The 25420-nt window shown below is 62.0% G+C and carries 22 protein-coding genes; 6 read left to right on the forward strand and 16 right to left on the reverse strand.

All coding sequences use genetic code 11. The features are described 5' to 3' along the window. Nucleotides 1-270 precede the first annotated feature (270 nt). Nucleotides 271-696, forward strand: a complete 426-nt coding sequence (locus AC070A_RS21125) for a hypothetical protein (RefSeq protein WP_492384326.1) — start codon at nt 271-273, stop codon at nt 694-696. A 335-nt stretch (nt 697-1031) separates the two neighbouring features. Here AC070A_RS21125 and eglC read toward each other — a convergent pair whose 3' ends face one another. Next, complete coding sequence (gene eglC / locus AC070A_RS21130; RefSeq protein WP_492384327.1) at nt 1032-2429, reverse strand: endo-1,3-1,4-beta-glycanase EglC; 1398 nt, start codon at nt 2427-2429, stop codon at nt 1032-1034. A gap of 358 nt (nt 2430-2787) precedes the next feature. Between eglC and AC070A_RS21135 the strand changes: the two genes are divergently transcribed. The 3 genes from AC070A_RS21135 (at nt 2788) to AC070A_RS21145 (ending at nt 7762) form a co-directional block, all read left to right on the forward strand. Then, the gene (locus tag AC070A_RS21135) at nt 2788-4659 is read left to right on the forward strand and encodes a sigma-54-dependent Fis family transcriptional regulator (protein WP_492384328.1); all 1872 of its coding nucleotides are present in this window, start codon (nt 2788-2790) and stop codon (nt 4657-4659) included. A 163-nt stretch (nt 4660-4822) separates the two neighbouring features. Further along, on the forward strand, nt 4823-5896 hold the full coding sequence (locus AC070A_RS21140; RefSeq protein WP_492384329.1) for a 2,3-butanediol dehydrogenase: 1074 nt from the start codon (nt 4823-4825) through the stop codon (nt 5894-5896). 66 nt (nt 5897-5962) lie between these two features. Beyond that, on the forward strand, nt 5963-7762 hold the full coding sequence (locus AC070A_RS21145; protein WP_492384330.1) for an NAD(P)/FAD-dependent oxidoreductase: 1800 nt from the start codon (nt 5963-5965) through the stop codon (nt 7760-7762). A 196-nt stretch (nt 7763-7958) separates the two neighbouring features. Here the strand turns inward: AC070A_RS21145 and tdh are convergent, their stop codons facing one another. From tdh to AC070A_RS21180, 7 genes are all read right to left on the reverse strand, one after another. After that, nucleotides 7959-8993, reverse strand: coding sequence for an L-threonine 3-dehydrogenase (gene tdh / locus AC070A_RS21150; protein ID WP_492384331.1), 1035 nt, complete (start codon nt 8991-8993; stop codon nt 7959-7961). A gap of 11 nt (nt 8994-9004) precedes the next feature. Beyond that, a complete protein-coding gene (locus AC070A_RS21155; RefSeq protein WP_492384332.1) occupies nt 9005-10192 on the reverse strand; it encodes a glycine C-acetyltransferase in 1188 nt (395 codons plus the stop codon). Next, a complete protein-coding gene (locus AC070A_RS21160) occupies nt 10193-11320 on the reverse strand; it encodes an NAD/NADP octopine/nopaline dehydrogenase family protein (protein WP_492384333.1) in 1128 nt (375 codons plus the stop codon). 68 nt (nt 11321-11388) lie between these two features. Continuing rightward, entirely contained in the window at nt 11389-12474 is a 1086-nt protein-coding gene (locus AC070A_RS21165) for an ABC transporter ATP-binding protein (RefSeq protein ID WP_492384334.1), read from the reverse strand. Continuing rightward, nucleotides 12474-13268 (reverse strand): ABC transporter permease, encoded by a 795-nt coding sequence (locus AC070A_RS21170; protein ID WP_492384335.1) that lies wholly within the window; start codon nt 13266-13268, stop codon nt 12474-12476. Before AC070A_RS21170 ends, AC070A_RS21165 begins: the two co-directional genes overlap by 1 nt. Further along, nucleotides 13268-14254 carry an ABC transporter permease gene (locus tag AC070A_RS21175; protein ID WP_492384336.1) on the reverse strand — a complete coding sequence of 329 codons (987 nt, stop codon included), beginning with the start codon at nt 14252-14254 and terminating at the stop codon, nt 13268-13270. Before AC070A_RS21175 ends, AC070A_RS21170 begins: the two co-directional genes overlap by 1 nt. Nucleotides 14255-14357: 103 nt before the next feature. Further along, nucleotides 14358-15464 (reverse strand): extracellular solute-binding protein, encoded by a 1107-nt coding sequence (locus AC070A_RS21180; protein ID WP_492384337.1) that lies wholly within the window; start codon nt 15462-15464, stop codon nt 14358-14360. A 305-nt stretch (nt 15465-15769) separates the two neighbouring features. On the opposite strand from AC070A_RS21180, the gene AC070A_RS21185 reads away from it, so the two are divergent. Next, nucleotides 15770-16699 (forward strand): LysR substrate-binding domain-containing protein, encoded by a 930-nt coding sequence (locus AC070A_RS21185; RefSeq protein WP_492384338.1) that lies wholly within the window; start codon nt 15770-15772, stop codon nt 16697-16699. Nucleotides 16700-16755: 56 nt separating this feature from the next. Here AC070A_RS21185 and AC070A_RS21190 read toward each other — a convergent pair whose 3' ends face one another. Both AC070A_RS21190 and AC070A_RS21195 read right to left on the reverse strand, forming a co-directional pair. After that, nucleotides 16756-17679 carry a DMT family transporter gene (locus AC070A_RS21190; RefSeq protein WP_492384427.1) on the reverse strand — a complete coding sequence of 308 codons (924 nt, stop codon included), beginning with the start codon at nt 17677-17679 and terminating at the stop codon, nt 16756-16758. Nucleotides 17680-17729: 50 nt separating this feature from the next. Further along, the gene (locus AC070A_RS21195) at nt 17730-18374 is read right to left on the reverse strand and encodes a glutathione S-transferase family protein (protein WP_494773581.1); all 645 of its coding nucleotides are present in this window, start codon (nt 18372-18374) and stop codon (nt 17730-17732) included. 245 nt (nt 18375-18619) lie between these two features. Between AC070A_RS21195 and AC070A_RS21200 the strand changes: the two genes are divergently transcribed. After that, entirely contained in the window at nt 18620-19549 is a 930-nt protein-coding gene (locus tag AC070A_RS21200) for a LysR family transcriptional regulator (protein WP_093235069.1), read from the forward strand. Here AC070A_RS21200 and AC070A_RS21205 read toward each other — a convergent pair. From AC070A_RS21205 to AC070A_RS21230, 6 genes are all read right to left on the reverse strand, one after another. Continuing rightward, complete coding sequence (locus AC070A_RS21205) at nt 19546-20367, reverse strand: inositol monophosphatase family protein (RefSeq protein WP_492384340.1); 822 nt, start codon at nt 20365-20367, stop codon at nt 19546-19548. The two genes, AC070A_RS21200 and AC070A_RS21205, sit on opposite strands and share 4 nt — an antisense overlap. Next, nucleotides 20364-21386, reverse strand: coding sequence for a sugar phosphate isomerase/epimerase family protein (locus AC070A_RS21210; protein ID WP_492384429.1), 1023 nt, complete (start codon nt 21384-21386; stop codon nt 20364-20366). The genes AC070A_RS21205 and AC070A_RS21210 overlap by 4 nt, the downstream gene beginning before the upstream one ends. 34 nt (nt 21387-21420) lie before the next feature. Beyond that, nucleotides 21421-22479 (reverse strand): ABC transporter ATP-binding protein, encoded by a 1059-nt coding sequence (locus AC070A_RS21215; RefSeq protein ID WP_492384341.1) that lies wholly within the window; start codon nt 22477-22479, stop codon nt 21421-21423. Between the two features lie 2 nt (nt 22480-22481). Then, on the reverse strand, nt 22482-23270 hold the full coding sequence (locus AC070A_RS21220) for an ABC transporter permease (protein ID WP_492384342.1): 789 nt from the start codon (nt 23268-23270) through the stop codon (nt 22482-22484). Beyond that, nucleotides 23267-24151 carry an ABC transporter permease gene (locus tag AC070A_RS21225; RefSeq protein ID WP_110879611.1) on the reverse strand — a complete coding sequence of 295 codons (885 nt, stop codon included), beginning with the start codon at nt 24149-24151 and terminating at the stop codon, nt 23267-23269. Before AC070A_RS21225 ends, AC070A_RS21220 begins: the two co-directional genes overlap by 4 nt. 80 nt (nt 24152-24231) lie before the next feature. Continuing rightward, the gene (locus tag AC070A_RS21230; protein WP_492384343.1) at nt 24232-25350 is read right to left on the reverse strand and encodes an ABC transporter substrate-binding protein; all 1119 of its coding nucleotides are present in this window, start codon (nt 25348-25350) and stop codon (nt 24232-24234) included. Nucleotides 25351-25420: the final 70 nt, after the last annotated feature.

The raw sequence follows: 25420 nt of genomic DNA on the forward strand, positions 1-25420 counted from the left end.
CGGGCTCAAGCTCTAGCTGGTCGAGGCCCTCCCAGCTACCTCCCCCAGGTGCTCGCTTCCCGCCGACGATGGGGTTGCGCCTATGCATCACCCCGCTTTCGGTGCCAGGCCCCCGGCCGTGGCCCGCACTTCAATAGAAAACCGTCAGTGTTTGCGCTGGTTCAAACAACCCGCTGGCACTTGCCTTTAGGCTGGAGGTCGAAATGCCGGATCGTGATTGCGCAGCGCCGAAAGATGCCGCTACGCAACTCTGGACGTGGAACAAACGTAATGCGAGCAGCCCAACCCGCGATGACATCGACATTGGCCCAGACAAATGAGGACATCAGCCGTGCGATCGCACGGATGCACGGCGCGGTCTTGAGCAGCGCCGTCGACTGCGAATGCCGTGACCGCGTGGGCGAGGCCCTGCGCGACCTTGAGAGGCTGGAGCGCGAGCGGGTCGAGCGGAGCCTGCTGGCAGCTGCCGGCGAACAACGGCGTAGGATCGCGGCACTTCTCGAACTGCTGGATGATTTCGACCCGGAGGAAACAGATACGCTCGACGACGGCACCATGGCTGAGGCGGGCCTGCTCTTCGCCGATATCGCCGCAGCCGCAGAGTTGGGTTCCTATCTGCTACGACAAGCGCGCCAGGTTCGCCATTCGTCCGGCGTGGTGCAGGAGGTGAGCAATCGTGCTGCACCCAGAGAGTGACCTTTGCCCAGCGCGTTTCGAAGGCTTGCAGCGACGCGACGCCTCGCAGCGCAGCCGGTTCAGAGACGCGCTTGTGGACATTGCCATGTCCCAAACCGTTGCGCTCGGGGAAATGAGCTTGCTTCTCGAAACCCTGCAAGACGATAGAGGAACCGGAAGCACAGACTGGCGCTGATGTGGCCGTCCCTCGCGTCCTGGCCGTTGCGTCGGGTAGTGACATCCGGTTCGCCACGGAACCCGACGAAGGCGGAGCCCATCCGTACAGACGCTGCGCATGGTCATGGTTGTTTGGCAGGGTGGGCCGCTCCGGAAGCGGCCGACCCTTCGTCGTCCGCTTAGATATCCCAGTCGGAGTCCAGCGAGTACGCCTCGATGGAGTCGATCTTCATCTCCGCGCCGTCGGCAAAGTCGTCATTAGGCGTGTCGGCCATCCCTCCAACCGCGAGATTGACGAGCATATACATCGGCTCGTGCATATCCGCGGGCGTGTCCGTGCGGGCGATCTCCGTGTCGTCGAAGTACCAGACGATCTCATCCTCCGTCCAAAGCACGCCATAGTCGTGAAACCCATCAGTATCGGCGACCTGCACTCCGTCTCGGCTCACGGTGTGCTCGCCGCTTTCGTTGGAGTGGGCGGTGGTGATCACGGTATTGGTGTCCTGCCCGCGCATTTCGACGACGTCCAGTTCCGGCGGCCAGGAGCCGTCGGCGGGTAGCAGCCAGAAAGCGGGCCAGGCGCCTTGATCGTCCGGCATGTCGGCTCGCATCTCGAAGTAGCCGTAGGTCTGGGCGAAGGACGAATAGGTCGTCAGCATCCCGGACGTGTAATCATAGCCACCGATCTCGGACTGGATTTCTTCCGAGGCGCGCTCGGCGGTGATCGTCAGCACGCCGTCCTCAACCGAAAATGGATTGATGGAAGCGGTCGGCTCATAACTCGGATTGACGTACCATTGCAGCTCGCCGTTTTCGGTTAGCGTTGCCCCCTCTTCCGGCGCCCACCAGTATTTCGCATCCCAGACACCGCCTGTGTCGCTGCGGAGTTGAAGCGTGTCGAAATCATCCGAGAAAGTCTGCGTGAAGGCGGACCGGTCCAGGCTCAGCTTGAACTGGCTCTCCTGCAATTGGTCGGTTGTCTTATCTGCGAAGACCACACTTTCGCCTTCGGTGAGATGAAGGCGGAGATCGTCGCCCTCCTGGGCAGAATTGGCCAGGACCTCTTCGAACGAAGTGAAGCCATAGCCATCGAGGCGGACCGTGTCGTTGGAGCTGAAATCGGCGATGAGGTCGCTGCCGTTGCCATGTTCGAACACGAAAGTATCGGCTCCACCGGCGCCTATGAGCACGTCGTTGCCTGCGCGTCCGTCGATGGTCTGGCTGCCCGAACCACCGGTGATGATATTGTCGGCACTGTTGCCGAACGCATATCGGTCGTTGCCGGTGACGGTCAGGTTCTCGAAATTCTCCGGCAAGGTGTAGCTCATCCACGTATCGATCGTGTCTACGCCTTCGCCGGGGGCCTCTTCGGCCCGGTTCGTCGATGAATAAAGGTAGTAGATGTCGTCGCCCGTGCCGCCGACCATCGTTACGTCGACGGAACTGTCGCCCCAGATGGAATCGTTGGCGGGCGTGCCGTAAAGGCTCGGTCCGGATCCGCTTGCGGAATACCATGCCGTCGAACTTCCGCTGTAATAGACCGGCTGTCCTAGGGCGTTCATGGCAGTTCTGCTCATCGAGAAGTCTCCTGCTTGATAGAGTGCCCCTTCCCGGTGAGCACCCCTAGCATCTCTGACTGTGGCCTGTCGCCCACACCTCCAACTCTTTTGCCCCTGCGCATTCTTCAACTGTGATGCAGCAGCTGGCCGCCGACAGGCTCCCGTGGGGATCGAGGCGCCCGCCGGAAAGCAGCCTATGCGCTGGCGACGCGATATTTGGATGGAGAAAGGAAAGCGCTCACGCTGCAGCATCACGATGGCGCGGATTCCGATCGATACCTCGTGGGAAGTTCCCCCGTCGCTGCTTTGCCTATTGATAGATATGAATTGTCGATGGGCCGAGAGTGTGTCAGCTTCCCGCTTGGGAGGCTGATCGATGATAACGCCGCTGTCGCATATGCGTGAGATAGAGCGTGTTGGCTTGGGCGCTGCGAGCCCGCGCGATGCACCCGTGGTCCAATCCTGGCTTCGCTGCCTCAATGATTACAAGCTGGATCCGACGATCGCGCAGGAAGCCTATATCGTTCCGGGATCGAAGCTGCGCGAGCATCGCGAACAGGCTGAAGAACTGATCCGCATCGGCCGCTCCGGCCTTGAAGGGCTGTTCAACCAGGTCGCCGAACAGAACTATGTTTTGTTGCTATCCGATGCGCGTGGCGTCACCGTCGATTTCATGGGGGATCCGACCTTTGACAACCAGCTGCGCAAGGCGGGGCTCTATCTCGGCTCGGAATGGTCGGAGAGCCGAGCAGGTACCTGTGCCGTCGGGGCCTGCATCGTCTCCGGCGAACCGGTCATCATTCATCAGGACGATCATTTCGACGCCAGCCATATCGGATTGACCTGTACGGCGGCGCCCGTCTTCGACACGCTTGGCGACCTTACCGCCGTGCTCGACATCTCCCAGCTCCGGTCACCCGCCGCCAAGGCGAGCCAGCAACTGGCGCTGCATCTGGTGTCCGCCACTGCGCGGCGGATCGAGCTCGCCAATCTCATGACCCGTACCCGCAATGACTGGGTCGTGCGGCTTGCGCGCTCCCCGGAATTCCTTGATGTCGACCCGGACGCCGCCATCGCCCTGGATGGCAGCGGGCGCATCACCGGCATGACCCATGGTGGTTTTGGCGCACTCGCTCGCTCGATGAACATTCGCGGCCTCAGAACACGCGATTTCCTGGGCCTTCCGGTTTCGGAGATTTTCGATATCGACGTGGACGACCTGCCAAATTTCATGCGCGGCCGGCCGAACGGCGAACGCCTGCTTCGAGCCAAGAGTGGTCTTGTCCTTTTCGCGAGCGCCATCGCGCCCGTCGTCAGCCTTCGCACGCCTGCCGGCGCGGAACCGCGCCTCCCACGGGCTTTGCGCGATCTCAGTCGCGGCGACGCCGCAATGGAACGGGTGCAGACCCGCGCGGCGAAACTTGCAACCCGCAACATCCCTATTCTCATTCAAGGGGAAACGGGCAGCGGCAAGGAATATCTTGCGCGCGCGATCCATGACAGTTGCGGCGACACCGGCAATTTCGTCGCCGTCAATTGCGCGGCAATCCCGGAGCATCTCATCGAGTCCGAACTCTTTGGCTACGCGCCCGGCGCATTCACTGGCGCCAGCCAGAAGGGCAAGCGTGGCCTGATCGAGGACGCCGACGGCGGCACCCTGTTCCTCGACGAGATCGGCGACATGCCGCTCTCGCTGCAAAGCCGGCTGTTGCGCGTGCTCTCGGAAAATGAGGTCCAGCCGGTCGGCGCCCTGAAGGCGCGCCCGATCCGCCTGCGCGTGGTTTCCGCCTCCCACCGCGATCTCGCGGAACTGGTGAAGGAAGGCCGTTTCCGAGAAGACCTTTATTACCGCCTGAACGCCGCAACGCTCTGCCTGCCAGCCTTGCGAGAGCGCCAGGATCTCGGGTGGCTGATCGACCAATTGCTCGCTCGAATCGAGAAGGAGAACAACGAGCCCTACCGCATCGACAAGGCCGCCCGGGCGGCCTTGCTGGCGCATGAATGGCCGGGAAATCTGCGAGAGCTTTCCAACGCCCTGCGGGTCGCCGCCGCCCTTTCCGAAGGGGGCCTCATCGATACCGAGTGCCTGCCGGAACGTCTCTTCTCCGCCGCCGACCGTTCGTTGCCTGGCGAGGACGATGCATTGAGACAGGCGCTGCGAGACTGCGGCGACAACATCTCGGCACTTGCAAGGAAGCTCGGCGTCAACCGCTCGACCATCCACCGTCGCCTGAAGCGTCTCAACTGACGCAACGCCTGCAACACCTGTTGCGCAGCAACTGTTGCATTCCCCGAGACTTTCGGCTGCGATTATTTTTAAGCCATTGATATTTCTCAATAAATAGGCAACTTGGCGATCTGGCATGCTGCTTGCTGCCCCTCCTGTGCAAGAACAACAGGAGGAAACACAAATGAAAGCTCTGCGCTTTCACGCCGCCAGGAATCTCCGCATTGACGATGTCGAGGCCCCGCCTCAGCCCGGGCCGGGCGAGGTGCTGGTGGAGAACCGTTTCTGCGGCATCTGCGGGACCGATCTGCATGAATACGCCTATGGGCCGATATTCATCCCGAAAGAGCCGCATCCCTTCACCGGCGCCCATGGACCACAGATCCTTGGTCATGAATTCGGCGGAATCGTGAAGGCAGTCGGCGAAGGGGTCAGCCATGTGAAGCCGGGCGACCGGGTCTCGGTCCAACCGCTGATCATGCCGCGCCGTGGCGACTATTACGCCGATCGCGGTCTGTTTCACCTGAGCGCCAACCTCGCACTTGCGGGCCTCTCCTGGCATTCCGGGGGAATGGCGGAAGCAGCCCTTCTCAACGACTACAATGTCCAACCCATTCCCGATGCACTGTCCGATGAGGAGGCCGCGCTGATCGAACCCACGGCAGTCGCCGTTTACGCCTGCGACCGCGGTGACGTCACCGCCGGCAGCAGCGTGCTGGTCACTGGCGCCGGGCCGATCGGCATTCTCGTTGCGATGGCTGCGCGGGCCGCCGGCGCTTCGAAGATCTTCCTCTCCGACCCCAACGAGACGCGACTGTCGCTGGCCAAGGAAGCGCTGGGCGACGTCCGCACGATCAATCCGAAGATGGAAAACGTCAGCGACGTCGTCCAGGCCGAGACCGAGGGCGGTGTCGGCTGCGACGTCGCCATCGAATGCGTCGGCAACGAACATGCGCTCAAGGCCTGCGCAAGCGCCGTGCGTAAGCAGGGTGTTGTCGTACAGACCGGTCTTCACCCCGGAGAAAACCCGTTGAACTGGTTCGACGTAACCTTCAAGGACATCGATATCCGCGGTTCCTGGGCCTACCCGACCCACTACTGGCCGCGTGTCGCGCGCCTGATCGCCAGCGGCCAGATTCCGGCCCGCCGCATCGTCACCAAATATGTCTCGCTCGGCGAGGCGGTTTCGGCAGGGTTCGACAAGCTACTCGATCCCGCCGGCACCCAATTGAAAATTCTGATCGACCTGAAGCGTTAGGCCGGTCCGCGTTGCGGGACGGTTGAGGAGCCGTCCCTTCTTCATCACAGAGCAGGAGGAGAAACGATGCTCGAGAAGACCCCCACCACCCGCGTTCAGACGCTGCTTGATGCCTTTGGCGACGCGCTCGAAACCGGCCGCATCGACGATGCAGCTAAGCTCTTCGCCGAGGAATGCTACTGGCGCGACCTCGTCGCCTTCACCTGGAATATCAAGACGGTCGAGGGCCGGGATCAGGTGCGCGACATGCTTGATGCGCAGCTCGCCTTTGCAAAGCCCTCCAATTGGCGCGTCGCCGCCGGCGAGGAAGCGACCGAGACCGATGGCGTGCTCGAAAGCTGGATCTCGTTCGAGACGGCGACCGGGCGCGGCTATGGCCTCGTGCGCATCAAGAACGGCCTTATCTGGACGCTGCTGACGGCGCTGGCCGAACTCAAGGGCCACGAGGAAAAGTCCGGCTTTACCCGCCCCCTCGGCGCCAAGCACGGCCAGAATGTCGGCGCGAAGACCTGGAAAGAGGAGCGCGAGCATGAGGAGCGCACGCTCGGCTATGAATACCAGCCCTATGTCGTGATCATCGGCGGCGGACAAGGCGGCATTGCACTCGGCGCTCGGCTTCGTCAGCTGGGCGTGCCCACCATCATCCTTGAAAAGAACGATCGGCCAGGCGACAGCTGGCGCAAGCGCTACAAGTCGCTCTGCCTGCATGACCCCGTCTGGTACGATCACCTGCCCTACATCGATTTCCCGAAGAACTGGCCGGTCTTTGCGCCAAAGGACAAGATCGGCGATTGGCTGGAATTCTATACGAAGGTGATGGAGCTGAACTACTGGACACGCTCCACCGCCAAATCAGCCAAATGGGACGAAGCCACGAAGCAATGGACGATCGTGGTCGACCGCGACGGCGAGGACGTGGTGCTGCGGCCGAAACAGCTCGTCTTTGCAACCGGCATGTCCGGCAAGGCGAACATCCCGGATTTCAAGGGCCGCGAGCGCTTCAAGGGCGAGCAGCATCATTCCTCGCAGCATCCGGGGCCGGATGGCTACAAGGGCAAGAAGGTTGTCGTGATCGGCTCGAACAATTCGGCCCATGACATCTGCGCCGCGCTCTACGAAGCGGGAGTCGACGTCACGATGATCCAACGCTCGACAACCCATATCGTCAAGTCCGACACGCTAATGGATATAGGCCTCGGCGGGCTCTATTCCGAACAGGCGCTGGCAAATGGCGTGACGACGGGCAAGGCGGACCTCATCTTCGCCTCGCTGCCCTATCGGATCATGCACGAGTTCCAGATCCCGCTTTACGACAAGATGCGCGAGCGCGACGCCGACTTCTACGCGGCGCTGGAGAAAGCCGGCTTCCAGCTGGATTGGGGGGCGGATGGGTCGGGTCTTTTCATGAAGTACCTGCGCCGCGGATCCGGCTACTACATCGACATCGGCGCTTCACAGCTGATCATCGATGGCAAGGTGAAGCTTGCCGCGGGACAGGTGGAAGAGATCACCGAGACCTCCATAAAACTGTCTGACGGCAAAGAAATCCCGGCCGACGTCATCGTCTATGCGACGGGCTACGGCTCGATGAACGGCTGGGTCGCGGACCTCATCGACCAGGAGACCGCCGACCGGATCGGCAAGGTCTGGGGGCTCGGCTCCGATACGCCGAAAGACCCCGGCCCCTGGGAGGGCGAGCAGCGCAACATGTGGAAGCCGACGCAACAGGAGGCGCTTTGGTTCCACGGCGGCAACCTGCATCAGTCGCGCCATTATTCGCAATATCTCTCGCTGCAACTGAAGGCACGATTGGAAGGTATCCAGACACCGGTCTACGGCCTGCAAAGCGTTCATCACAAACGCTGACAAAAGTGAGCCGACGAGAGGGCGGCTTGCCCGCCCTCTCCCCGCGTTTGCGAGACGACCAGGCCAGCTTCGGGCGGGACATCTGGATCGGCGTCCGAAACTGCGCACGATATGAACGCCGGATTGTTGAAACCAGAACGCCTATCTATGGTCGTTCCAGGGACCACGCATCACGTCGTGCGGGCACCTCACTGGCCTACCAGTCCATCACCACCTTGCCGGAATTGCCGGAGCGCATGGCCTCGAAGCCGTCGCGGAATTCGTCGATGGTGATGCGGTGGGTGATGACGGGAGAAAGATCGAGCCCGCCTTGCACGAAGGCGATCATCTTGTACCAGGTCTCGAACATCTCGCGGCCATAGATGCCCTTGAGGTTGAGCATCTTGAAGATCACCTTGTTCCAGTCGATCTCGAAGCCGGCCGGCGCAATGCCGAGAATGGCGATCTTGCCGCCATTGTTCATCTTGTCGATCATGTCGCGGAAGGCCGGTGCCGCCCCCGACATTTCCAGACCGACGTCAAAGCCCTCGGTCATGCCGATCGCCTTCATCACGTCGGCGAGGTTTTGCGTCGAGGCGTCGACGACGTAATCGATGCCGACGCTCTTGGCGAGCGCCAGCCGCGTCGGGTTGATGTCGGTGATCACCACCTTGCGCGCACCCGAGCGCTTGGCAACGAGCGCGCCCATGATGCCGATCGGCCCGGCGCCGGTGACGAGCACGTCCTCGCCGACGAGATCGAAGGACAAGGCCGTGTGCACGGCGTTGCCGAACGGATCGAAGATCGCCGCAACCTCGTCGGGCACGTCCTCAGGGATCGGCACGACGTTGTATTCCGGCAGGCAGACGAACTCGCCGAAGGAGCCCGGGCGGTTGACGCCGACGCCGAGCGTGTTGCGGCACAGATGCCCACGGCCGGCGCGGCAGTTGCGGCATTTGCCGCAGACGATATGGCCCTCGCCCGACACCCGCTCGCCGACATGGTACTTGGTGACGGCCGAGCCGACCTCGGCGATCTCGCCCATGAACTCATGGCCGACGACCATCGGCACCGGGATGGTCTTCTGCGCCCACTGGTCCCAGTTCCAGATGTGCACGTCGGTGCCGCAGATCGCCGATTTCTTCACCTTGATCAGCACGTCGTTCGGGCCGATCTCCGGCACCGGCACCCGCTCCATCCAGAGGCCTTCTTCCGGCTTCGATTTCACCAGCGCCTTCATCATGTTCGTCATCAGTCTCTCCCTCAGATCACGCCAAGCTCGCGGCCGACCGCTTCGAAGGCGGCGATCGCCCGGCGTACGTCGTTCTCGCTGTGGGCCGCCGACATCTGCGTGCGGATGCGCGCCTGGCCCTTCGGCACCACCGGGAACGAGAAGCCGATGACGTAGACGCCCTTCTGCAGCATGCGCGCCGCCATCTCCTGCGCGAGCGCCGCATCGCCGAGCATCACCGGGATGATCGGGTGGCCCTCGCCGGCAAGCGTGAAGCCGAGCTTCGACATCTCGGTGCGGAAAAGTGCGGCGTTGGCATAGAGCCGTTGCCGCAGCGCATCGCCGTTCTCGATCAGGTCGAAGACCGTGAGCGAGGCGGCGGCAATGACCGGCGCCAGCGTGTTGGAGAACAGATAGGGGCGCGAGCGCTGCCGCAGCCACTCGACCACCTCGGCCTTGGCCGAGGTATAACCGCCCGACGCGCCGCCGAGCGCCTTGCCGAGCGTGCCGGTGATGATGTCGATCCGGCCCTCGACGCCGCAATGTTCGGCCGAACCGCGGCCATTTTTGCCGACGAAGCCGACCGCATGGCTGTCGTCGACCATCACCATGGCGCCGTATTTGTCGGCGAGGTCGCAGACGCCCCCGAGATTGGCGATGATGCCGTCCATCGAGAACACGCCGTCGGTGGCGATCAGCTTGAAGCGACTGCCCTCCGCCTTCTTCAGCTCCTCCTCCAGTGCTGCCATGTCGTTGTTGGCATAGCGGAAGCGTTTGGCCTTGGAGAGGCGCACGCCGTCGATGATCGAGGCGTGGTTGAGCGCGTCGGAGATGATCGCGTCCTCTTCGCCCAGCAGCGTTTCGAACAGGCCGCCATTGGCATCGAAGCAGGAGGAATAGAGGATGGTGTCTTCCAGGCCGAGGAACGACGAGATGCGCGCCTCCAGTTGCTTGTGCTCCTCCTGCGTGCCGCAGATGAAGCGCACCGAGGCCATGCCGTAGCCGTAGCGGTCGAGCGCCTTCTTGCCGGCCTCGGCCAGTTCCGCGTTGTTGGCAAGGCCGAGATAGTTGTTGGCGCAGAAATTGAGCACGCGGTCGCCCGAGGCAACCTCGATCGCGCCCGCCTGCTTCGAGGTGATGACACGCTCCGACTTGTAAAGCCCGGCCGTCTTCAGGCCCTCGAGTTCAGAACGAAGATGGGAGAGCAAGCGTTCGGTCATTCAGACGCTTCCTTCGGCTCGATGCGCCGCCTCTGCGGGCAATTCGGCTGCGACCGGCGGGAAGCCGCTGCGGCAGAGCGCATCGAGACCTTCGAGATCCAGTCGCTCGAGCCCCAGTTCCGGAAGGATGTTGTTCTCGCCTTCGAAGTCCCGACCGTACATCGCCGAGAAGATGCGGATACCCGACTCATGCAGGACCGCCGGGCATCCGGCCAGGCGCGCGAGTTGAGCCGTCACGACCAAGCCAAACGGGACATCCTCCGTCACATAGCGGCTGTCCGCTGTCGCGGGGCCGGTGCCGCCGTGTCCGGCCTGATGCATCTCCTGGTTCATTTGCGAGATGTTGCTGACCGGCACATGGAACGACAGGTGGAAATGCTGGAATATATCGCGCACTTCCAGCTGCAGCTTCTCGGCAATGGTGAGGCGCTCACGATCGAGCGTCTCCAGAAGTCGGCCGATGTTGGGGGTGACGTTCTGGGCCTGGATCCAGCTCTCGCCGCGTTCCATGCGCGACATGTTGCCAAGCGCGATCCCCAAGTGATTTTGCGGATTCAGGTTCGACAGAGCGATCGCCAGCAGGCTGCCGCGATCGACAAAATGTTCGCCGAAGAGCGCCTTGCAAACCGCGTGTCCCCGGGCGCTCTCCGACGCCGGAACGGTCGCCAGATCAACCTGCTTTCGTATCGTGTTCACCTGGACCAGCGCCGGGCCGAGCTTCCTGCCGCTGACGATCGTCGTACCCCAGGCAACGATCGGCACACTTATGCCGCGCGCGGCCAGAAGCGATGAAAGATAGAGCGCTGCGAACGAAGTGTGCGAGCTGAAGATCACCACTTGCCCAGCAGCGAGATGGGGCGCGATTTCGTCCAGCACGAACCTGTGACCGTAGGCCGGCAGCGCGATGACGATCGCATCTGCGCCGCTCGCCAGATCTGCTGCGCTCTGAGCGACCGCCGGATCGAACACGCCTTCGACGGCACCCTCAGCCGTCAGGCTTTCTCCCTCGGTGAGCGCCAACGTCCCTGTACCGGATGGCGACCAGAGCGTTGCCTTGTGTCCCAGTTTTTCAAGAAGTGCGGCGGTGCCAAAGGCAATAGAGCCCGCACCCGCGATACCTACTCGCATGTCGTTTTCCATTTTAACTGATATCGGGTAACGGGCGCCGCCAGGCGCCCGTCGTTAAGACGCTGCGGCTATGACGCCGCGTTTCGGGAGGGGATGAGTGTGGTCGCTTCGGACGGCCAGCCAACCCAGATGTCGCCGCGGCTGAGGCCTTCCACTTCGCTTGGATGGACGAGCGCGTTGAGCAAGTGTCCATCGCCGATCTCGACCTTGAGCGACGTGTGGTTGCCCTTGAAGACGCGCTGGCGGATCCGCCCCTGCACCCGGTTTGCCACGCTCGGTTCGTGCGCCGAGCATTGGATTGCCTCTGGCCTCAACACGACGTAGATCGCGTCGCCTGGCTTTGGATGCAGCGCGCCGGCGCAGGTCTTGATCGTCACACCGTTCCACCGCACCGCGGCCTCGCCCGCCTCGGTGCCGACGACATCGGAACGCAACAGATTGGTTTCACCCAGGAAGGTCGCCACGAAAGCGGAGCCCGGCCGATTGTACAGGGTCGCCGGATCGCCCATCTGCTCGATCCGGCCATTGTTCATGACCACAATCGTATCCGACATGGTCAGTGCCTCTTCCTGATCGTGGGTTACGAACATGAACGTCTTGCCGGTCTGCTCCTGGATCGCCTTGAGCTCCACCTGCATGGTCTGGCGAAGCTTCGCATCGAGAGCAGAAAGCGGCTCGTCGAGCAGGAGAACGTCAGGATCAGGTGCGAGCGCCCGCATCAAAGCGACACGCTGGCGCTGACCGCCCGACAGCTCGGACGGAAGTCGGCTTGCGAACTCCTGCAATTGTACGAGCTCCAGAAGTTCCGATACCCGCTTCTGCACCTGCCGGTTGTCGACCCCCTTCAACTCCAGGCCGAAGGCGATGTTCTTCGCGACGGTCATGTGCGGAAACAGCGCATAATCCTGAAACACGATGTTCACGTTGCGCCGGTTCGGCGGAACCTGGGTCACGTCGCGGCCGGAAAGCAGGATGCGGCCGCTCGTGGGTGTCTCGAACCCGCCGAGCATGCGCAACGTCGTCGACTTGCCGCAGCCGGAGGGGCCCAGCAGCGTGACGAATTTGCCGCGCTCTATGTTGAGGTTGAGATTATCGACCGCGACAAAGCTGCCGAAGCTCTTCCTGACATTTTCGAACTGAACAACCGGTTCCATCAGCGGATCCTCGAACGACGTGTGAGATATTCTGCGTAAAGCCCGACCACGGCCGTCACGACCAGGACGAGCGTGGCCATGACGTTGATCTCTGGCGACATGCCGGACTGTACGCGGGCGAAGATGAGCATCGGCAGCGTCGGGCGATAGCCGCCGAGGAAGAAGGTGCGAACGAAGTCATCGCTCGACAGCAGCAGGCAGAAGATCATGCTGCCGAATATCGCCGGTCCCAGGTAAGGAAGGGTGACGCGGAAAAAGGTGACGATGCTGTCCGCACCGAGATCGCGCGCGGCATCCACCAGATTGCCCGGCATGGAACGCAGTCGGGTGAGCACCATGACCACCACAAAAGGAACGGAATGAACGACGTGGCCGAGAATGATGGCCACTGTCCCGGTCGGAAGATCTATGGTCGTGATGAAAATGCGCAGCGAGATCGCCGAGATCATGCCCGGCACGACGGCGGGCAGACAGGCCACGGCGAAGGCCACGTATTGAGCGGCACCGCGCAGCGATCCGATCAACATCGCGATCCAAACCCCGATCACCGTTGCGATGGCTGTCGTCGCCGCGGCGATCATGATGGTGTAAAGGCAGGCGTCCAGGAACTGCTTGTCCTGAATGACCTTGGCGTACCAGTCGATCGTCAGGTTTCCGAGCGGAAACGAGATGAAGCTCGCATCCTTAAAGCTGACAGCGACCATGAGCGACAGCGGCAGAAACAGATAGAGGACAAACAGCCAGTAGAAGGACTTGAGAGCCAGCCCCGGCCAATCGAGAAACATGGCGCGCATCAGAATGTCCTTTGCTTCGAGCCGCCGACGACCCGCATGAACAGACCCACGGTCACGAGGGATGCAGCCAGCATGATCATTGCGAAGGCGGCACCCGCCGGCCAGCGGCTGCTGGCACCGTGGAAGAAGCTGCTGATCGTCTCGGAGAACATGCTGGTGGTCGGCCCGCCAAGCAGGATGGGGGCAGCAAACACGCCCATGCAGGTGAGGAAGACCAGCGAACAACCCGAGACGATACCGTCGCGCGAAAGCGGCAGCACGATGCGGCGGAAGCGCGTGAACGGCCCTGCCCCGAGGTCGGCTGACGCATCAAGCAGGGATTTCGGGATCTTCTCGATGGCCGAATAGAGCGGCAGCAACATGTACAGGCAGACCATGTAGACCAGGCCGAAGCTGATCGAGAATGAGGTGTAGAGCATCTGGATGGGACGGTCGGTGAGCCCGATCTCCCGCAGAAGCACGTTGACTGCACCACGATTGGCCAGAAGCATGATGACCGAGAAGATGCGGATGATTTCGCCGGCCCAGAACGGTGCCAAGAGCAAGAGTAGCGCTCGCGACCTGCCCCCGGGCGAGACCACTTTTGCCACATAATAGGCCACCGGATAGACCACGATCAGGGTTACGGCAGTTGCGATGGAGGCGTAGACGAAGCTACGCAGCAGCGGCATCCAGTAGAGTTTCTCGCTGAAGAACAGCGCGTAGTTGTCGAGCGTGAAATTGGCCTCCACGCCAGGCTGCGGCGGGTAGCTAGACAGAAGACTGATGCGCAGCATTTCGTAGATGGGGCCGATATGCATCATCAGCATCCAGACAACCGGCACGCCGGCCAACAGAAGGATGCGTCCGTATCGCCAGTCGGCAACGGCGCCCAACGTATATCGATAGGCCGGCGAGTGGATCACCCGGGCAATGCCTGTCGAGTACTTCATTTGAGCGGCATAGGCGGGGATACCCCCATCCGCTGTACTTGTTCCCACGGCCATTGAATTGTCCCAAACCTTGACCCGTTTGGCGGCGACCGGACGTGCGTCGTCGTACTGACCCCGTCGCTAACGGGGTCAGGGCCAGTCGCCGCTCTGTGGTTGCTTAAGCCGCCTTCAGTTCGGCGACGGCGCGATCAATGATTTCGTTTTTCAGCGAACGGTTAGTCGAGCTGAAGAAGGTGACACGTTCAAGTTCGTCCTGCGGCAGCGTCGACGCCAGCCGCTCCTTGTCGCTGAGCAGCTTGTCGACGCCCGAGATCGTCGAGCTGAAACCGGATGTGCGCGTCATCGCCGCTCCGACCTCAGGATTGGCCAGGATAGCATCGAACAGTTTGTAGGCGTTCTCGGCGTTGGGCGCATTGTTGACGATGTTCAGCGTGTAGCAGAACCCGTAGGTGCCTTCTTTCGGCACGGACAGTTTCACTGGCACGCCGTCCATGATCAACTTGGCGGCCGGGCCAGACCAGGCTTGCGCCAGGTGGATATCCTCGTTGATGAACATCTGCTGCACTTCGCTGGCTGCGTCGTAGTATTTGCGAACCATATGCTTGTGCTTGATCAGGAAGTCACGCGCCTCGTTTGCGGCCTTGCGGGCCTCTTCGGCCTTGTCGGTATAGGTGACGAAGTCGCCATCGTGGCCGAGATATTTCATGGTGATCGACATGAAGTCGCCCGCCAGGTACGCGGTCAGACCCTCGTATTTCTCGTCGAACATGATGCCCCAGCTGTCGGCCTCCGGCACGTAGTCCGTATTGCGGACCAGGCCTTCGTAGCCGGCCAGGATCGGCAACCCCCACAGGTTGCCCTCGTAACGCGCCCAGGACGCGTCCTGATAGGCCGGGTTGAGGTTCGACCAATTGCGCAGCCTGGCTGTGTCCAGTGCCTGTACCAGCTTCGAGCCGATGAACTGGCCATAGCGATGGCCCGCAACGGTGACGATGTCGGTGGTCGGATTTGCGCCTTCTGCCGTGAGCAGATTGTACTGCTTGCCCTGGTCGTCCGTCAGACGGATGCGCACCTCAATGCCGCTTTCCTTCTGGAACTGCTCGATGAAGTCCTGCGGCAGGAACTTGTCGTATGTGGTGATGTTGAGAACCGAGCTCTGCGCGCTGGCCGGCCGGATGATGTACGGCGCTGCGAGCAGCGTCGCGCTGCCAGCTCCCAGCAGCTTGAGTGCGTTCCTGCGATTGATCTTCTGCCCGATAATCATTTGTTCCTCCTCGCGCCTCCCAGCGTGACTTGATGAGCGTCGGTCCGTGCGTGGCGCAATACCGGGCCGATCGCCAATCGCGCAACCGGATAGATCCGACTGCAGCCTGCACATAGATAGGCGCAGCAATTTTGACCCGTCTAATTGTTTTTGAGTCTGCCTCTATTCCAAAAGGTTATAGGATCGCAGTTCGCGTCGCGGCGCCGGGCGCCGGTGTTTTCCAGCATAGCGAGCGGTCACATTGTCAACATCCGGTGACGGCGCTAGGGTGATTGCAGGCCGCCGCCCTTTTGAGAAGTTATGGAATGAAGCGCGCACCGAACCTGCGACAAATCGAGGCCCTCAAGGCCGTGATCGAATGTGGAACGGTCAGCCGTGCAGCCGAGATATTGCATATCTCGCAACCTGCGGTAAGCAAGCTATTAGCGCATTTGGAAGAGGATACCGAACTTGCGCTGTTCGATCGCGTCAAGGGCCGGCTCATCCCTTCGGAACACGGGATGCGGCTCTACAAGGAGATTGATCGTGTCTTTGCCGGTATCAAGCAGATCGAGCGCGCCGTCGACCTCATCCGGCGCGAGGAGCTTGGGCAAATATCCGTTGGCGTGATGCCGGCCCTGTCCGGTCCCTTCATCAGCCACACCAACAAGCGCTTTCTTGCCAGGTATGGCGATGCCTATATTTCCGTGGTGATCCGCAGTTCGCAATTCATCGTTGAATGGCTGCTCTCCAAACAGGTCGACATCGGCCTGATCAATCGCAATACGGACAACCCCTATATCGAGTGTGTTCCCCTACGCGGCGGCGACCTTGTCTGCATAGCGCCGGCGGGTCATCGCTTCGCGGCGAAACAAGAGGTCGAGCCGGCCGACATCGACGGCGAGCCCTATATCGGCTTTGCCGCCGACAACCGCATCCGGCAGAAGATCGAAAGCACACTTGATGGCTACGGCACCCGCCTGAATTACATCATGGACGCGACCCTTGCGCCGGCGGTGTGTGAAATGGTCGCCAACGGGCTCGGGATTGCCATTGTCGACCCGGTGTTCGCCTACGGCCAGCGCGATCACCTTACGATCAGGCCCTTCCGCCCCAACATTGCATCTGATCTCAGCCTCTGCTGGCTTCGCGATACAAAGAATCGCCATCTCGTTGATGCCTATGTTGAGGCGACGCGCGCCACCGTGCAGGAAATGCAGCTCGGAATGAGTGTGACCAGCCAAGCGACTGAGTGACATGGAAGTTCTCAGGCAGTCGGCGGATCGCCGACTGCGATAAGGTGCGTCTTGCTTCAGACGAGTTTGATGAGAGCGACACCCGCAAGCAGCAGCACCACACCGACAAGACGCAAGCCCGACACCGACCTTTGCGGGAGGCGGAACCAGCCGTAACGATCGACGAATACGCTTGCGACCTGCTGACCTGCGACAGTGAAACCAACGGCTGCGGCAGCGCCGATCACCGGGATCGCAGTAAACACCGTGGTGACATAGGTCGCTCCGGCGAAACCGCCGAGCCAACCCCACCAGGGCATGGTCTGCACGCCGCCGATGTTGGGGCGAGGTGTCTTCTGCCTGGCGAGCGCCACCAGCATCACTGCTGCCATGGCGAGCGTGGCGACGAAGAACGAGATCGCGCCCACCGCAAACGGCGCACCGCCAAGCTCCTGGCGCAGCAGCGCATTGACGGCCCCCTGGACCGGGAGGACCGCGCCGGCCACGAGTGCCAAGGCGATCCATCCAAGCTTGTCGGCTTTGAGGTTGTCCATTCCGCCTTGGCCGAACACGACCATGCCGACGCCGATGAGTACGACAAGCGTGCCAGCCGCGGCTCCGGCCCGAAGCCCGGTTTGCGCCACACCAAGCAGGCCGAAGCTATCGAGTGCGAGAGAAGCGAGCATCTGCCCGGCGATAAAGAGGCCGACCGATACCACTGCGCCGAGGCGGGGGAATAGAACGATCGTCGAGACGACGTAGACGGCCGAGGCAGTGCCTCCGATGAGATGCCACCACTCGGCCCGCGGAACCGCGCCAAGCACGGCGAGGGTCCCGGTGAACAGGGCTACGAGAAACAGCAAACCGGTGCCAATCGCGAGCTGGAGCGTGGTCGCCGCGAACGGTGATCCGACCGCTTTCGAAAGCTGCGCATTGGCGCCGGCCTGAACGGCGAGCAGACCGCCCGCAACCAGAGCCATTGGGACGAACAGGGTCTCCATGACGGACCTCCTTGATGAGAATGACGTTGAGCGTGGATAGGGAGAAAGGATCAGGCGCTGATGCTCTCGCGGGCCGGCAGCCGCGGGACGACAAGTCCGCGCAGCACAGCTGGGCGGGCACCGACCGCCATGTACCACCGGGCGAGATGAGGCGTTGCGTCGAGCGTGAGGCCGAGCTTGGTGAGACCGGCATGGATCCATGGCCAGGTCATCACGTCGGCAATGCCGTATGCCTCGCCCGCGATGTGGGAGTAGCGCGCCAGTTGCCCTTCGAGCACCCGGTAGACACGGTTTGCTTCCGCCTCGAAGCGGCCAATGACATAGGGGATCTTCTCCGGTGCGAAAACCTTGTAGTTCCAGAGCTGACCCAATGTCGGCCCGACATGGGCTGCCTGGAACAAAGTCCAGCTTTGCGCCTGGATGCGCTCGGTATCGGAGCCGGGCAAGAGCACACCGGATCGCGCGGCGAGATAGGGCAGAATCGCGCCCGACTCGAAGACGGTGCGATCCTGATCCGGATCGACGATAACCGGTATCTTGTTGTTGGGATTGAGGGCCAGGAACTCCGGTGTCCTCTGGTCGCCGGCCTCGATGTCGATGACGTGAACATCATAGGGCAGTCCGGTCTCCTCCAGCATGATCGAGGCCTTGTGACCATTCGGCGTCTGGTAGGTGTAAAGCTGGATGGGGGTCATCTTGCGTATCTCCATCGACCGGTCCGCCCGATCGTGGTTATTTAGTTAGACCGTGCTTTCTCGCAGCGCGATCTGTCTCTTTGCCGTCTGACGCTGCATATTTGCACACCAACCACTACGCGCCGACCAAACACCAAGGCGCCTGATCGTGAGGGGTCGGCTTTGCCGATCCGATCGAGAATGGCGGGGATAGCGCTGCAACTTCGCTCGCCCGGTCCGCTTCCCTGTTGTAAGTTTGTGCAATCATGCACAGCCACCACCAAATCGATTGGGAAGATCTCCGCTTTGTCCTGGCGGTCGCGGAGGCGAATTCTCTGGCCGCTGCCGCCCGCGCGCTCGGCGTCAATCACACCACCGTGCTCCGGCGCGTCGGATCGTTCGAACAGAAATTGGGTGTTCGGCTGTTTGATCGCCTCCCGTCCGGCTACACGCTGACTGCCGGGGGCGAGGAACTGCTCGCGGTGGCGCGGCAGATGGCCGAAACGGTCACTGAACTCGAACGGCGCCTGACGGGACAAGATCTGCGTCTGGAAGGCAGCCTGCGGATCACCACCACCGATACCCTCATGGCTTCGATTTTGCCGTCCATACTGGCTGCCTTCCAGCAGCGCCACCCCGGCGTCCTGCTTGAGGTGAGCACGTCGAATGCCCTGGCAAATCTCTCCCACCGCGACGCGGACGTCGCCATTCGCCCAGCCGTCGATTCCCCCGACGCTCTCGTTGGCCGCCGGATCGCGAGTGTTGCCTTCGCCGTTTATGCGGCGCCTTCCTACCTGCACGAACGCGGCTTGGCATCAGTCGACGAGATCGACTTCGCGAGGGAACGCTGGGTTGGGCTCGGCGACGCGCTTGCTTCCACGAGCGTCGCACGATGGATGCGCGCGACGCTGCCGGCGCCGGCAGTGCTGCGCTGTGACTCGCTGGTTACGGCGCGCGAAGCGGCAGCAGCCGGCATCGGGCTTACCGCTCTCCCTTGCTATCTCGGCGATACGACGTCCGGCCTGATGCGCATCGGGCCGCCGGTTGCTGAAATGACGAGAGAACTCTGGCTTCTCACCCACGAGGATCTGCGCCGCACGGCCCGGGTCAGCGCCTTTACCGAGTTTGCAGGCCAGGCGCTCGCGAAACATCGCCCGCTATTCGAAGGGCATCATCCCACCGAACCCGCTCGTTAGAAAATGCGACTGGCCGCTGCCGGGTCCTTCCCGCGCTTTAACCGACCGAGCGCTTCGGTATGGAGCGTATCGTTTGCGGCCATGAGGACTGTCTCGTACCGGTGCGTGTCAGCCAGTGGGTGGCCCTCCCAGTCCGTAACGATACCGCCCGCTCCTTCGATGATGGGTATCTGCGGAAGGATGTCGTAATCGAACACGTTGCTCTCGACCAGGAGATCAACGCTACCGAGCGCGAGCAGGCCGGCAGCGTAGCAATCGTGCGACATGCGCGTGAAGCGCGCCCCGGCGGCCAGCCGCGAGAAACGCTCTCTGGCATCGAGATCGAACTGCTCCAGCGCCGATGTATAGACGATCGCCTCCTTGAGGCGGGCCGTATCGCTCGTTTGGACCGGTACACCGTTGAAGAGGGTCGGGCATCCGCACTGGCCAACCCAGCGTTCGTTTGTTACCGGCTGATCGATGATTCCAAGGAACGGCGTGCCCTGATGCAGGAGAGCGATTTGGGTACCGAAAGCCAGCGAGCCGGAAGCAAAAGACTTCGTGCCGTCGATCGGATCGAGCACCCAAACCCATTCCGCATCCGCATTGGTGGCACCAAACTCCTCGCCACGAACGCCGTGGTCAGGAAAGCACGTCTCGATCATCTGTCGCATCGACATTTCGGCAAGACGATCGGCTTCCGTAACAGGACTGCTGTCCGCTTTGGCTGAGATCTCCAGCCGTTGGCGGAAATAGGGGCGTATAACGGTGGCGGCGGCATCGGCCAGTTCGTGGGCGAATGCCAGAAACGCCGGCGGGCAGACGTGTTCGGCCGTCATTCGTGGACCTTCTCAGCTTGGGTTATGATTTTCTGCAACAGGCTTCGGACGGTTTCGACCTGCCTGTGGGCGGCCGCTATCTCCTGGCGCAGCCGCGTCTCCTGATTGCCCGCTCCGATCGTCGTGAAGCTTGGCGAGCGGGCGGGAATGAACGGGTCCCGGGCCTCGGAAGCAAAGCGGAGTGCAGGCGCGAAGTAGCCCTCCTCCTCTTCCAGCCCGAAGGCCAGGACCTGGGGCCTGTCGCCGCCAAGCAGCAAGAGTTCCATCAACATCGCGAGCATCGGCAAATCGCCGCTTCCCGACAGGCAGGCGAGATGCGCCCAACCGCCGCGGTCCGCCCGCACGAGACAGTCCTTGACATGTACCTCGGTGATGTATGGCGCCTGCGCTGCCAGAGCCGACATCGGCGCTTCGAACGCATTGATCATGTTGCCGAAATCGAACAGGAGGCTGAGGCGCGGGTTAGCGACCGCCTCGATGATTTGGATCAACTCTTCTGATTTGAGATCCTCATGCTGTTCAAGCGTGAACCGGAGCCTGCCTTCAGGATCGAGTTTCTCGAGCCGCCGGAGATCTGCGATCGTCCATTCGACGATCTGCGAGATACGCCCCTCGTAACGCGGATAGCAGCGAAGCGAGGTGGCTCCGGTCAAAAGCGCGATGCGCACCGCATCCGAGAGCCCGGCAAGCTCCGTCGTGCTGGTTTCGACATGCAGCTCCAGATTGAACCCGCTCACCGCCGCGCCAAAGGCGCTCAACGCCTCGTCCGGCATTCTGGCGAGACTTGCCTGCTCGCCGTCCTCGACATGAATCTTGAGGCCCGCGAGACGCTGCTCTCTCGCGAATTCAACTAGATCCAAGGGTTTCATGCCGCCAAAGCGGAAGTTCAGGTGAAAGGCATAGGCATGGGCAAACAGCGGCGCGCGTCGTGCCCGCGCAGCGAGCCGCGCGCGACTTTCGGCCGACAGCCCCTCTATCCTCTGCCTCCAGTTCGGACGGTGCGTCATTTCCCATGGCATATCGGTCACCATCCCGGTTCCTTCGCGAGCTTCGTCAGGCGGCAAGAACGAGCAGGTCACGATCAGAAATACTGACCTCGACCGGGGTGCCGACCGAAGGCGGCGGCGTGTCGGGTTGGTTGAAGGTGTCGAGCGAGACGAACTGACCGGCAACCGCGACACGGATGCGGATCACCGACCCCAGGAAATGCACCTCCACAATATGGCCGGAGAGAACGACGCCGCCCTCGTCTTTTCGCCCCAGCACCACTGTTTCCGGCCGCAGCGCCAGGCTCAACCGGTCACCAACCCGGCCCGGCAGTTCCCGGTTCAGCGCCACCGGGATATCCCCCAACCCTACCCGCCCCGCGGCTGCGTCGAGGAGGCGGGCGTCGAGGAGATTGAGTGTCCCAACGAACTGCGCCACGAAACGCGTCGCCGGCCGATTGTAGATTTCAAATGGCGTGCCGACCTGATCGGCTATGCCTTGATGCATGACCACTACGCGGTCCGACATCGACAGCGCCTCTTCCTGATCGTGCGTCACGAAGATGGTGGTGATCCCGAGCTCACGCTGGATGCGGCGGATCTCCTCCCGCAGGCTCACGCGTATCTTCGCGTCAAGGGCCGATAGAGGTTCATCAAGCAGCAGAACCTGCGGCCGGATTGCGAGCGCACGCGCCAAGGCTACCCGCTGCTGCTGGCCGCCGGAAAGCTGGAACGGGTAGCGCTCGCCGAGTTTCGGCAGGCCAACCATCTCCAACATTTCACCAACACGCGCGCTGATCGCTGCCTGTCCCTCGCCCTTTATTCGCAGGCCGAACCCGATGTTCTGCTCAACCGTAAGGTTGGGAAAAAGTGCATAGGCCTGGAACACCATCCCGATGTTGCGACGGTTGGCAGCCAGGCCGCTTACATCGCGCCCGTCGATGCAAATCGCGCCGGACGTCGGCGTCTCGAACCCGGCGACCATACGCAGGATCGTGGTCTTGCCGCAGCCGGAAGGCCCGAGGAAGGAGATGAATTCGCCCTTCTCGATGCCGAGATTGAAATCCTTGACGACGCGCTGCGCGCCGAAGGACTTTTCCAGGTGAAGGATGTCGAGAAAGGCCATGGTCAACGCCTCACGGTAGAGAATTTGGAAAAGCGGGTGAAAAGCTGGATCAGCCCCATGCAGGCCCAGGTAATGGCAAAGGCCACCACCGCGAGCGCCGATGGCTCGTAGGCGCGATTGCCGCCCATCCAGACCATGTACGGACCGAAGGACCCGACGTTGAGCAAGGCGGCGAAGACATATTCGCCGATGACGATCGCGAAGGTCAGGAAGGCCCCTGAGAGTACCGAGACGAAGACGTTCGGCAGGATGACGACGGCGAGAATGCGCGCCCAGCCGGCCCCAAGGCTCTGTGCCGCCTCCGTCAGGCTGCCGATATCGATGGTGCGAAGGCCCGTGTCCACCGAGCGATACATGTAGGGTAGCGACAACGTCACATAGCCGAACAGAAGCAGGAGATTGGTGCCCCACCAGCTTCCCGTCAGCGGCAGGACCGAGGACGTGTTGTAGATGCGGATATAGCCGAAGACGATGACGATCGGCGGAATGACCAGTGGCAACAGCGTCAGGAACTCGACGATCGGACGCAACCCGGGAAAACGCAGCCGCACGAAATAGGCGGTCGGGACCACGATCAGGATACCGAGCACGATCGTCAGCAGCGCCAGCACCACCGAATAGCCGAAGGTCTGCTGGAATTGCGTATCGGCCAGCACGACACGATAGGCTTCAAAGCTGTAGCCATCGCGCTGCATGCGCATGGAGAAATCGAACATGCCGACGAGCGGCAGCAGGAAGTAGAGCCCGCCCAAGGCGACGGCGAGCCAGGACCAGAGGCGTCTCTCCGTCATTTGACCCACCTTTCCGCACGCATGCGCAGGAGGATGTAGATCGCGTTGGCAATGGCGGTCAGCAGGATCATGGCAAAGGCGATGGCGTAGCCCAGATGCGGATCGTTGAGCACGTCGCCGCGGATCTGCGCAAACAGTACGATCGGCGCGATCGAGAGTGATGAGCCGGTCAGTGCGATTGCGGTCGCAACAGCACCAAAGGCATTGGCGAAAAGCAGAGCGAGCGTGCCGAGAAGCGAGGGCCACAGCACCGGCAACGCCACCAGTCGCCAGTATTGAAAACCGCTGGCGCCGAGACTTTCCGCCGCCTCCCGCCATTCGCGGCGCAGCCCCTCCAGAGCTGGCGTGATGATCAGCACCATCAGCGGGATCTGGAAATAGAGATAGGTAAGTGCCAGCCCGAGAAACGAGACGATGTTGAAGCCGGCCCCGTAAAGATTGATGCCGAACCAATGGCGCAACAGCATGGTCACGAAACCGAGGCGGCCGAGTGTTGCGATGAAGGCGAAGGCGAGTGGCACACCGGCAAAATTCGAGGCGACGCCCGAGAAAGTGAGGATGGCATTGCGCAACGGGCGCGGAAGGCCACCGAGGGTGATGGCGGCAGCGATCAGGAAACCGAAAAGACATCCAAGTACCGCGGTCAGCAGGCTGAGCTCGATCGAAATCCAGAAGGCCGACCGTATCGAGGGCGCCAGAAGCTTGCCAAGGTTCTCAAGCGTCACCTGTCCCTCAGCGTCGCGGAACGCGCCAAGCACGATGTTGAGAGTGGGTAGGATGAGGAAGAGCGTGGCAAAGAGGAAGAAAGGGGCAACCCCGAGCCAGCTGAGGACCTGCCGCGGCTTGAAGGCCGCCGGCAGGGATGCGACGCTTGTCGTCATCGGATTTGTCCCTGGAATAAATTGCGCCAAAGGCTGGCGAGAGGCCTCCTGACAGGTAAGCCTCCCGCCGACCGGGAGAGTTATTTCACGTTGGCGCCGACCACCTTGTCCCAGCCCTCGACCACCGCGGTCTTGTTGGCGGAAAGTTCATCGACTGTCGGGAAGGTTGCCTTTTCATAGGCTTCGGCCGGCGGCAGCTTGTCGAGCAGCTCCTGCGGGAACTTGCCGGCCTTCAGCATGGCGTTGAAACGCGCGGGGTGGCAGTAGCCCTTCAGCCAGCCGGTCTGACCCTCGTCGGAATAGAGATATTCCATCCAGAGCTTGGCAGCGTTCGGGTGCGGCGCATAGGCCGAGATCGCCTGCACATAGACGCCGGCGACGACACCGCTTGCCGGCACGATCACGTCCATCGGCGGATTGCCGTTCAGCGCGTCGCGCCAGGCCAGCAGATTGTAGTCCCAGGCAGCGACGATCGGCGTTTGCCCCTGTGCGATGGTGCCGGCCTTGCCGAGCACCGGCACGAAGTTGCCGGACTTGTTCAGTTCGGCAAAGAGCTCAAGGCCCTTGCCGCCGGATTCCGCTCCAGGCTTGGCGCCGCGCGAGATGCCTGCCGACATCAGCGCCAGGATCGCCTGCGCCGAGGACCGCGGGTCGCCGGTCAGCGCCACGGCCCCGGAGTATTCAGACTTCGACAGATCCGACCAGTCGGCCGGTGCGGTCTCAAGCAGGTCCTTGTTCACACCGAAGGCCATGACGCCGTAGTAGTCGCCGTACCAATAGCCCTTCTCGTCCTTGATGTTGTCCGGGATTTCGTCCCAGGTCGCCACCTTGTATGGTTGAAGCAGGCCCTCCTGCGCGGCGGCGGGCGCAAAGGCCAGACCGAGATCTACGACGTCGGGTGCCTGCGCGCCCGTATTGCCCTTGTTCGCCCGGATTGCTTCCAGCTCATCGGCCGTGCCGGCATCGGGGTTCAGCTCGTTGACCTCGATGCCCGGATATTTCGCCTTGAAGCCGGCGATCACCTCTCCGTAGTTGCACCAGTCGTGGGGCAGTGCGATGACTGTCAGCGTGCCTTCCTTGGTGGCAGCTGCCACGAGTTCTTGCGAAGCCTCGGCGCGGGCGATACCCGGCAGCGCCGCGGCCAGGGCAAGGGTGGAGACGAAGGCGCGGCTCGTTGCGCGCGATAGAAGTCTCTTCATGGTTTCCTCCTGTTGACCGTCTGCGACGGATCGTGGGCGATGGCTACTTCTGTCCTTACATCCGGTCGTC

The sequence above is a fragment of the Ensifer sp. GW101-20A05 genome, assembly GCF_059424735.1.

Bases quoted from the DNA above. Each gene is read 5' to 3' on its own strand.
- AC070A_RS21170 (WP_492384335.1), bottom strand. From the start codon at position 13,268: ATGCGCGCCATGTTTCTCGATTGGCCGGGGCTGGCTCTCAAGTCCTTC.
- AC070A_RS21145 (WP_492384330.1), top strand. From the start codon at position 5,963: ATGCTCGAGAAGACCCCCACCACCCGCGTTCAGACGCTGCTTGATGCC.
- AC070A_RS21195 (WP_494773581.1), bottom strand. From the start codon at position 18,374: ATGACCCCCATCCAGCTTTACACCTACCAGACGCCGAATGGTCACAAG.
- AC070A_RS21180 (WP_492384337.1), bottom strand. From the start codon at position 15,464: ATGATTATCGGGCAGAAGATCAATCGCAGGAACGCACTCAAGCTGCTG.
- AC070A_RS21215 (WP_492384341.1), bottom strand. From the start codon at position 22,479: ATGGCCTTTCTCGACATCCTTCACCTGGAAAAGTCCTTCGGCGCGCAG.
- AC070A_RS21165 (WP_492384334.1), bottom strand. From the start codon at position 12,474: ATGGAACCGGTTGTTCAGTTCGAAAATGTCAGGAAGAGCTTCGGCAGC.
- eglC (WP_492384327.1), bottom strand. From the start codon at position 2,429: ATGAGCAGAACTGCCATGAACGCCCTAGGACAGCCGGTCTATTACAGC.
- AC070A_RS21190 (WP_492384427.1), bottom strand. From the start codon at position 17,679: ATGGAGACCCTGTTCGTCCCAATGGCTCTGGTTGCGGGCGGTCTGCTC.
- AC070A_RS21135 (WP_492384328.1), top strand. From the start codon at position 2,788: ATGATAACGCCGCTGTCGCATATGCGTGAGATAGAGCGTGTTGGCTTG.
- AC070A_RS21205 (WP_492384340.1), bottom strand. From the start codon at position 20,367: ATGACGGCCGAACACGTCTGCCCGCCGGCGTTTCTGGCATTCGCCCAC.
- AC070A_RS21155 (WP_492384332.1), bottom strand. From the start codon at position 10,192: ATGACCGAACGCTTGCTCTCCCATCTTCGTTCTGAACTCGAGGGCCTG.
- AC070A_RS21175 (WP_492384336.1), bottom strand. From the start codon at position 14,254: ATGGCCGTGGGAACAAGTACAGCGGATGGGGGTATCCCCGCCTATGCC.
- AC070A_RS21160 (WP_492384333.1), bottom strand. From the start codon at position 11,320: ATGCGAGTAGGTATCGCGGGTGCGGGCTCTATTGCCTTTGGCACCGCC.
- tdh (WP_492384331.1), bottom strand. From the start codon at position 8,993: ATGACGAACATGATGAAGGCGCTGGTGAAATCGAAGCCGGAAGAAGGC.
- AC070A_RS21210 (WP_492384429.1), bottom strand. From the start codon at position 21,386: ATGCCATGGGAAATGACGCACCGTCCGAACTGGAGGCAGAGGATAGAG.
- AC070A_RS21125 (WP_492384326.1), top strand. From the start codon at position 271: ATGCGAGCAGCCCAACCCGCGATGACATCGACATTGGCCCAGACAAAT.
- AC070A_RS21225 (WP_110879611.1), bottom strand. From the start codon at position 24,151: ATGACGACAAGCGTCGCATCCCTGCCGGCGGCCTTCAAGCCGCGGCAG.
- AC070A_RS21185 (WP_492384338.1), top strand. From the start codon at position 15,770: ATGAAGCGCGCACCGAACCTGCGACAAATCGAGGCCCTCAAGGCCGTG.
- AC070A_RS21230 (WP_492384343.1), bottom strand. From the start codon at position 25,350: ATGAAGAGACTTCTATCGCGCGCAACGAGCCGCGCCTTCGTCTCCACC.
- AC070A_RS21200 (WP_093235069.1), top strand. From the start codon at position 18,620: ATGCACAGCCACCACCAAATCGATTGGGAAGATCTCCGCTTTGTCCTG.
- AC070A_RS21220 (WP_492384342.1), bottom strand. From the start codon at position 23,270: ATGACGGAGAGACGCCTCTGGTCCTGGCTCGCCGTCGCCTTGGGCGGG.
- AC070A_RS21140 (WP_492384329.1), top strand. From the start codon at position 4,823: ATGAAAGCTCTGCGCTTTCACGCCGCCAGGAATCTCCGCATTGACGAT.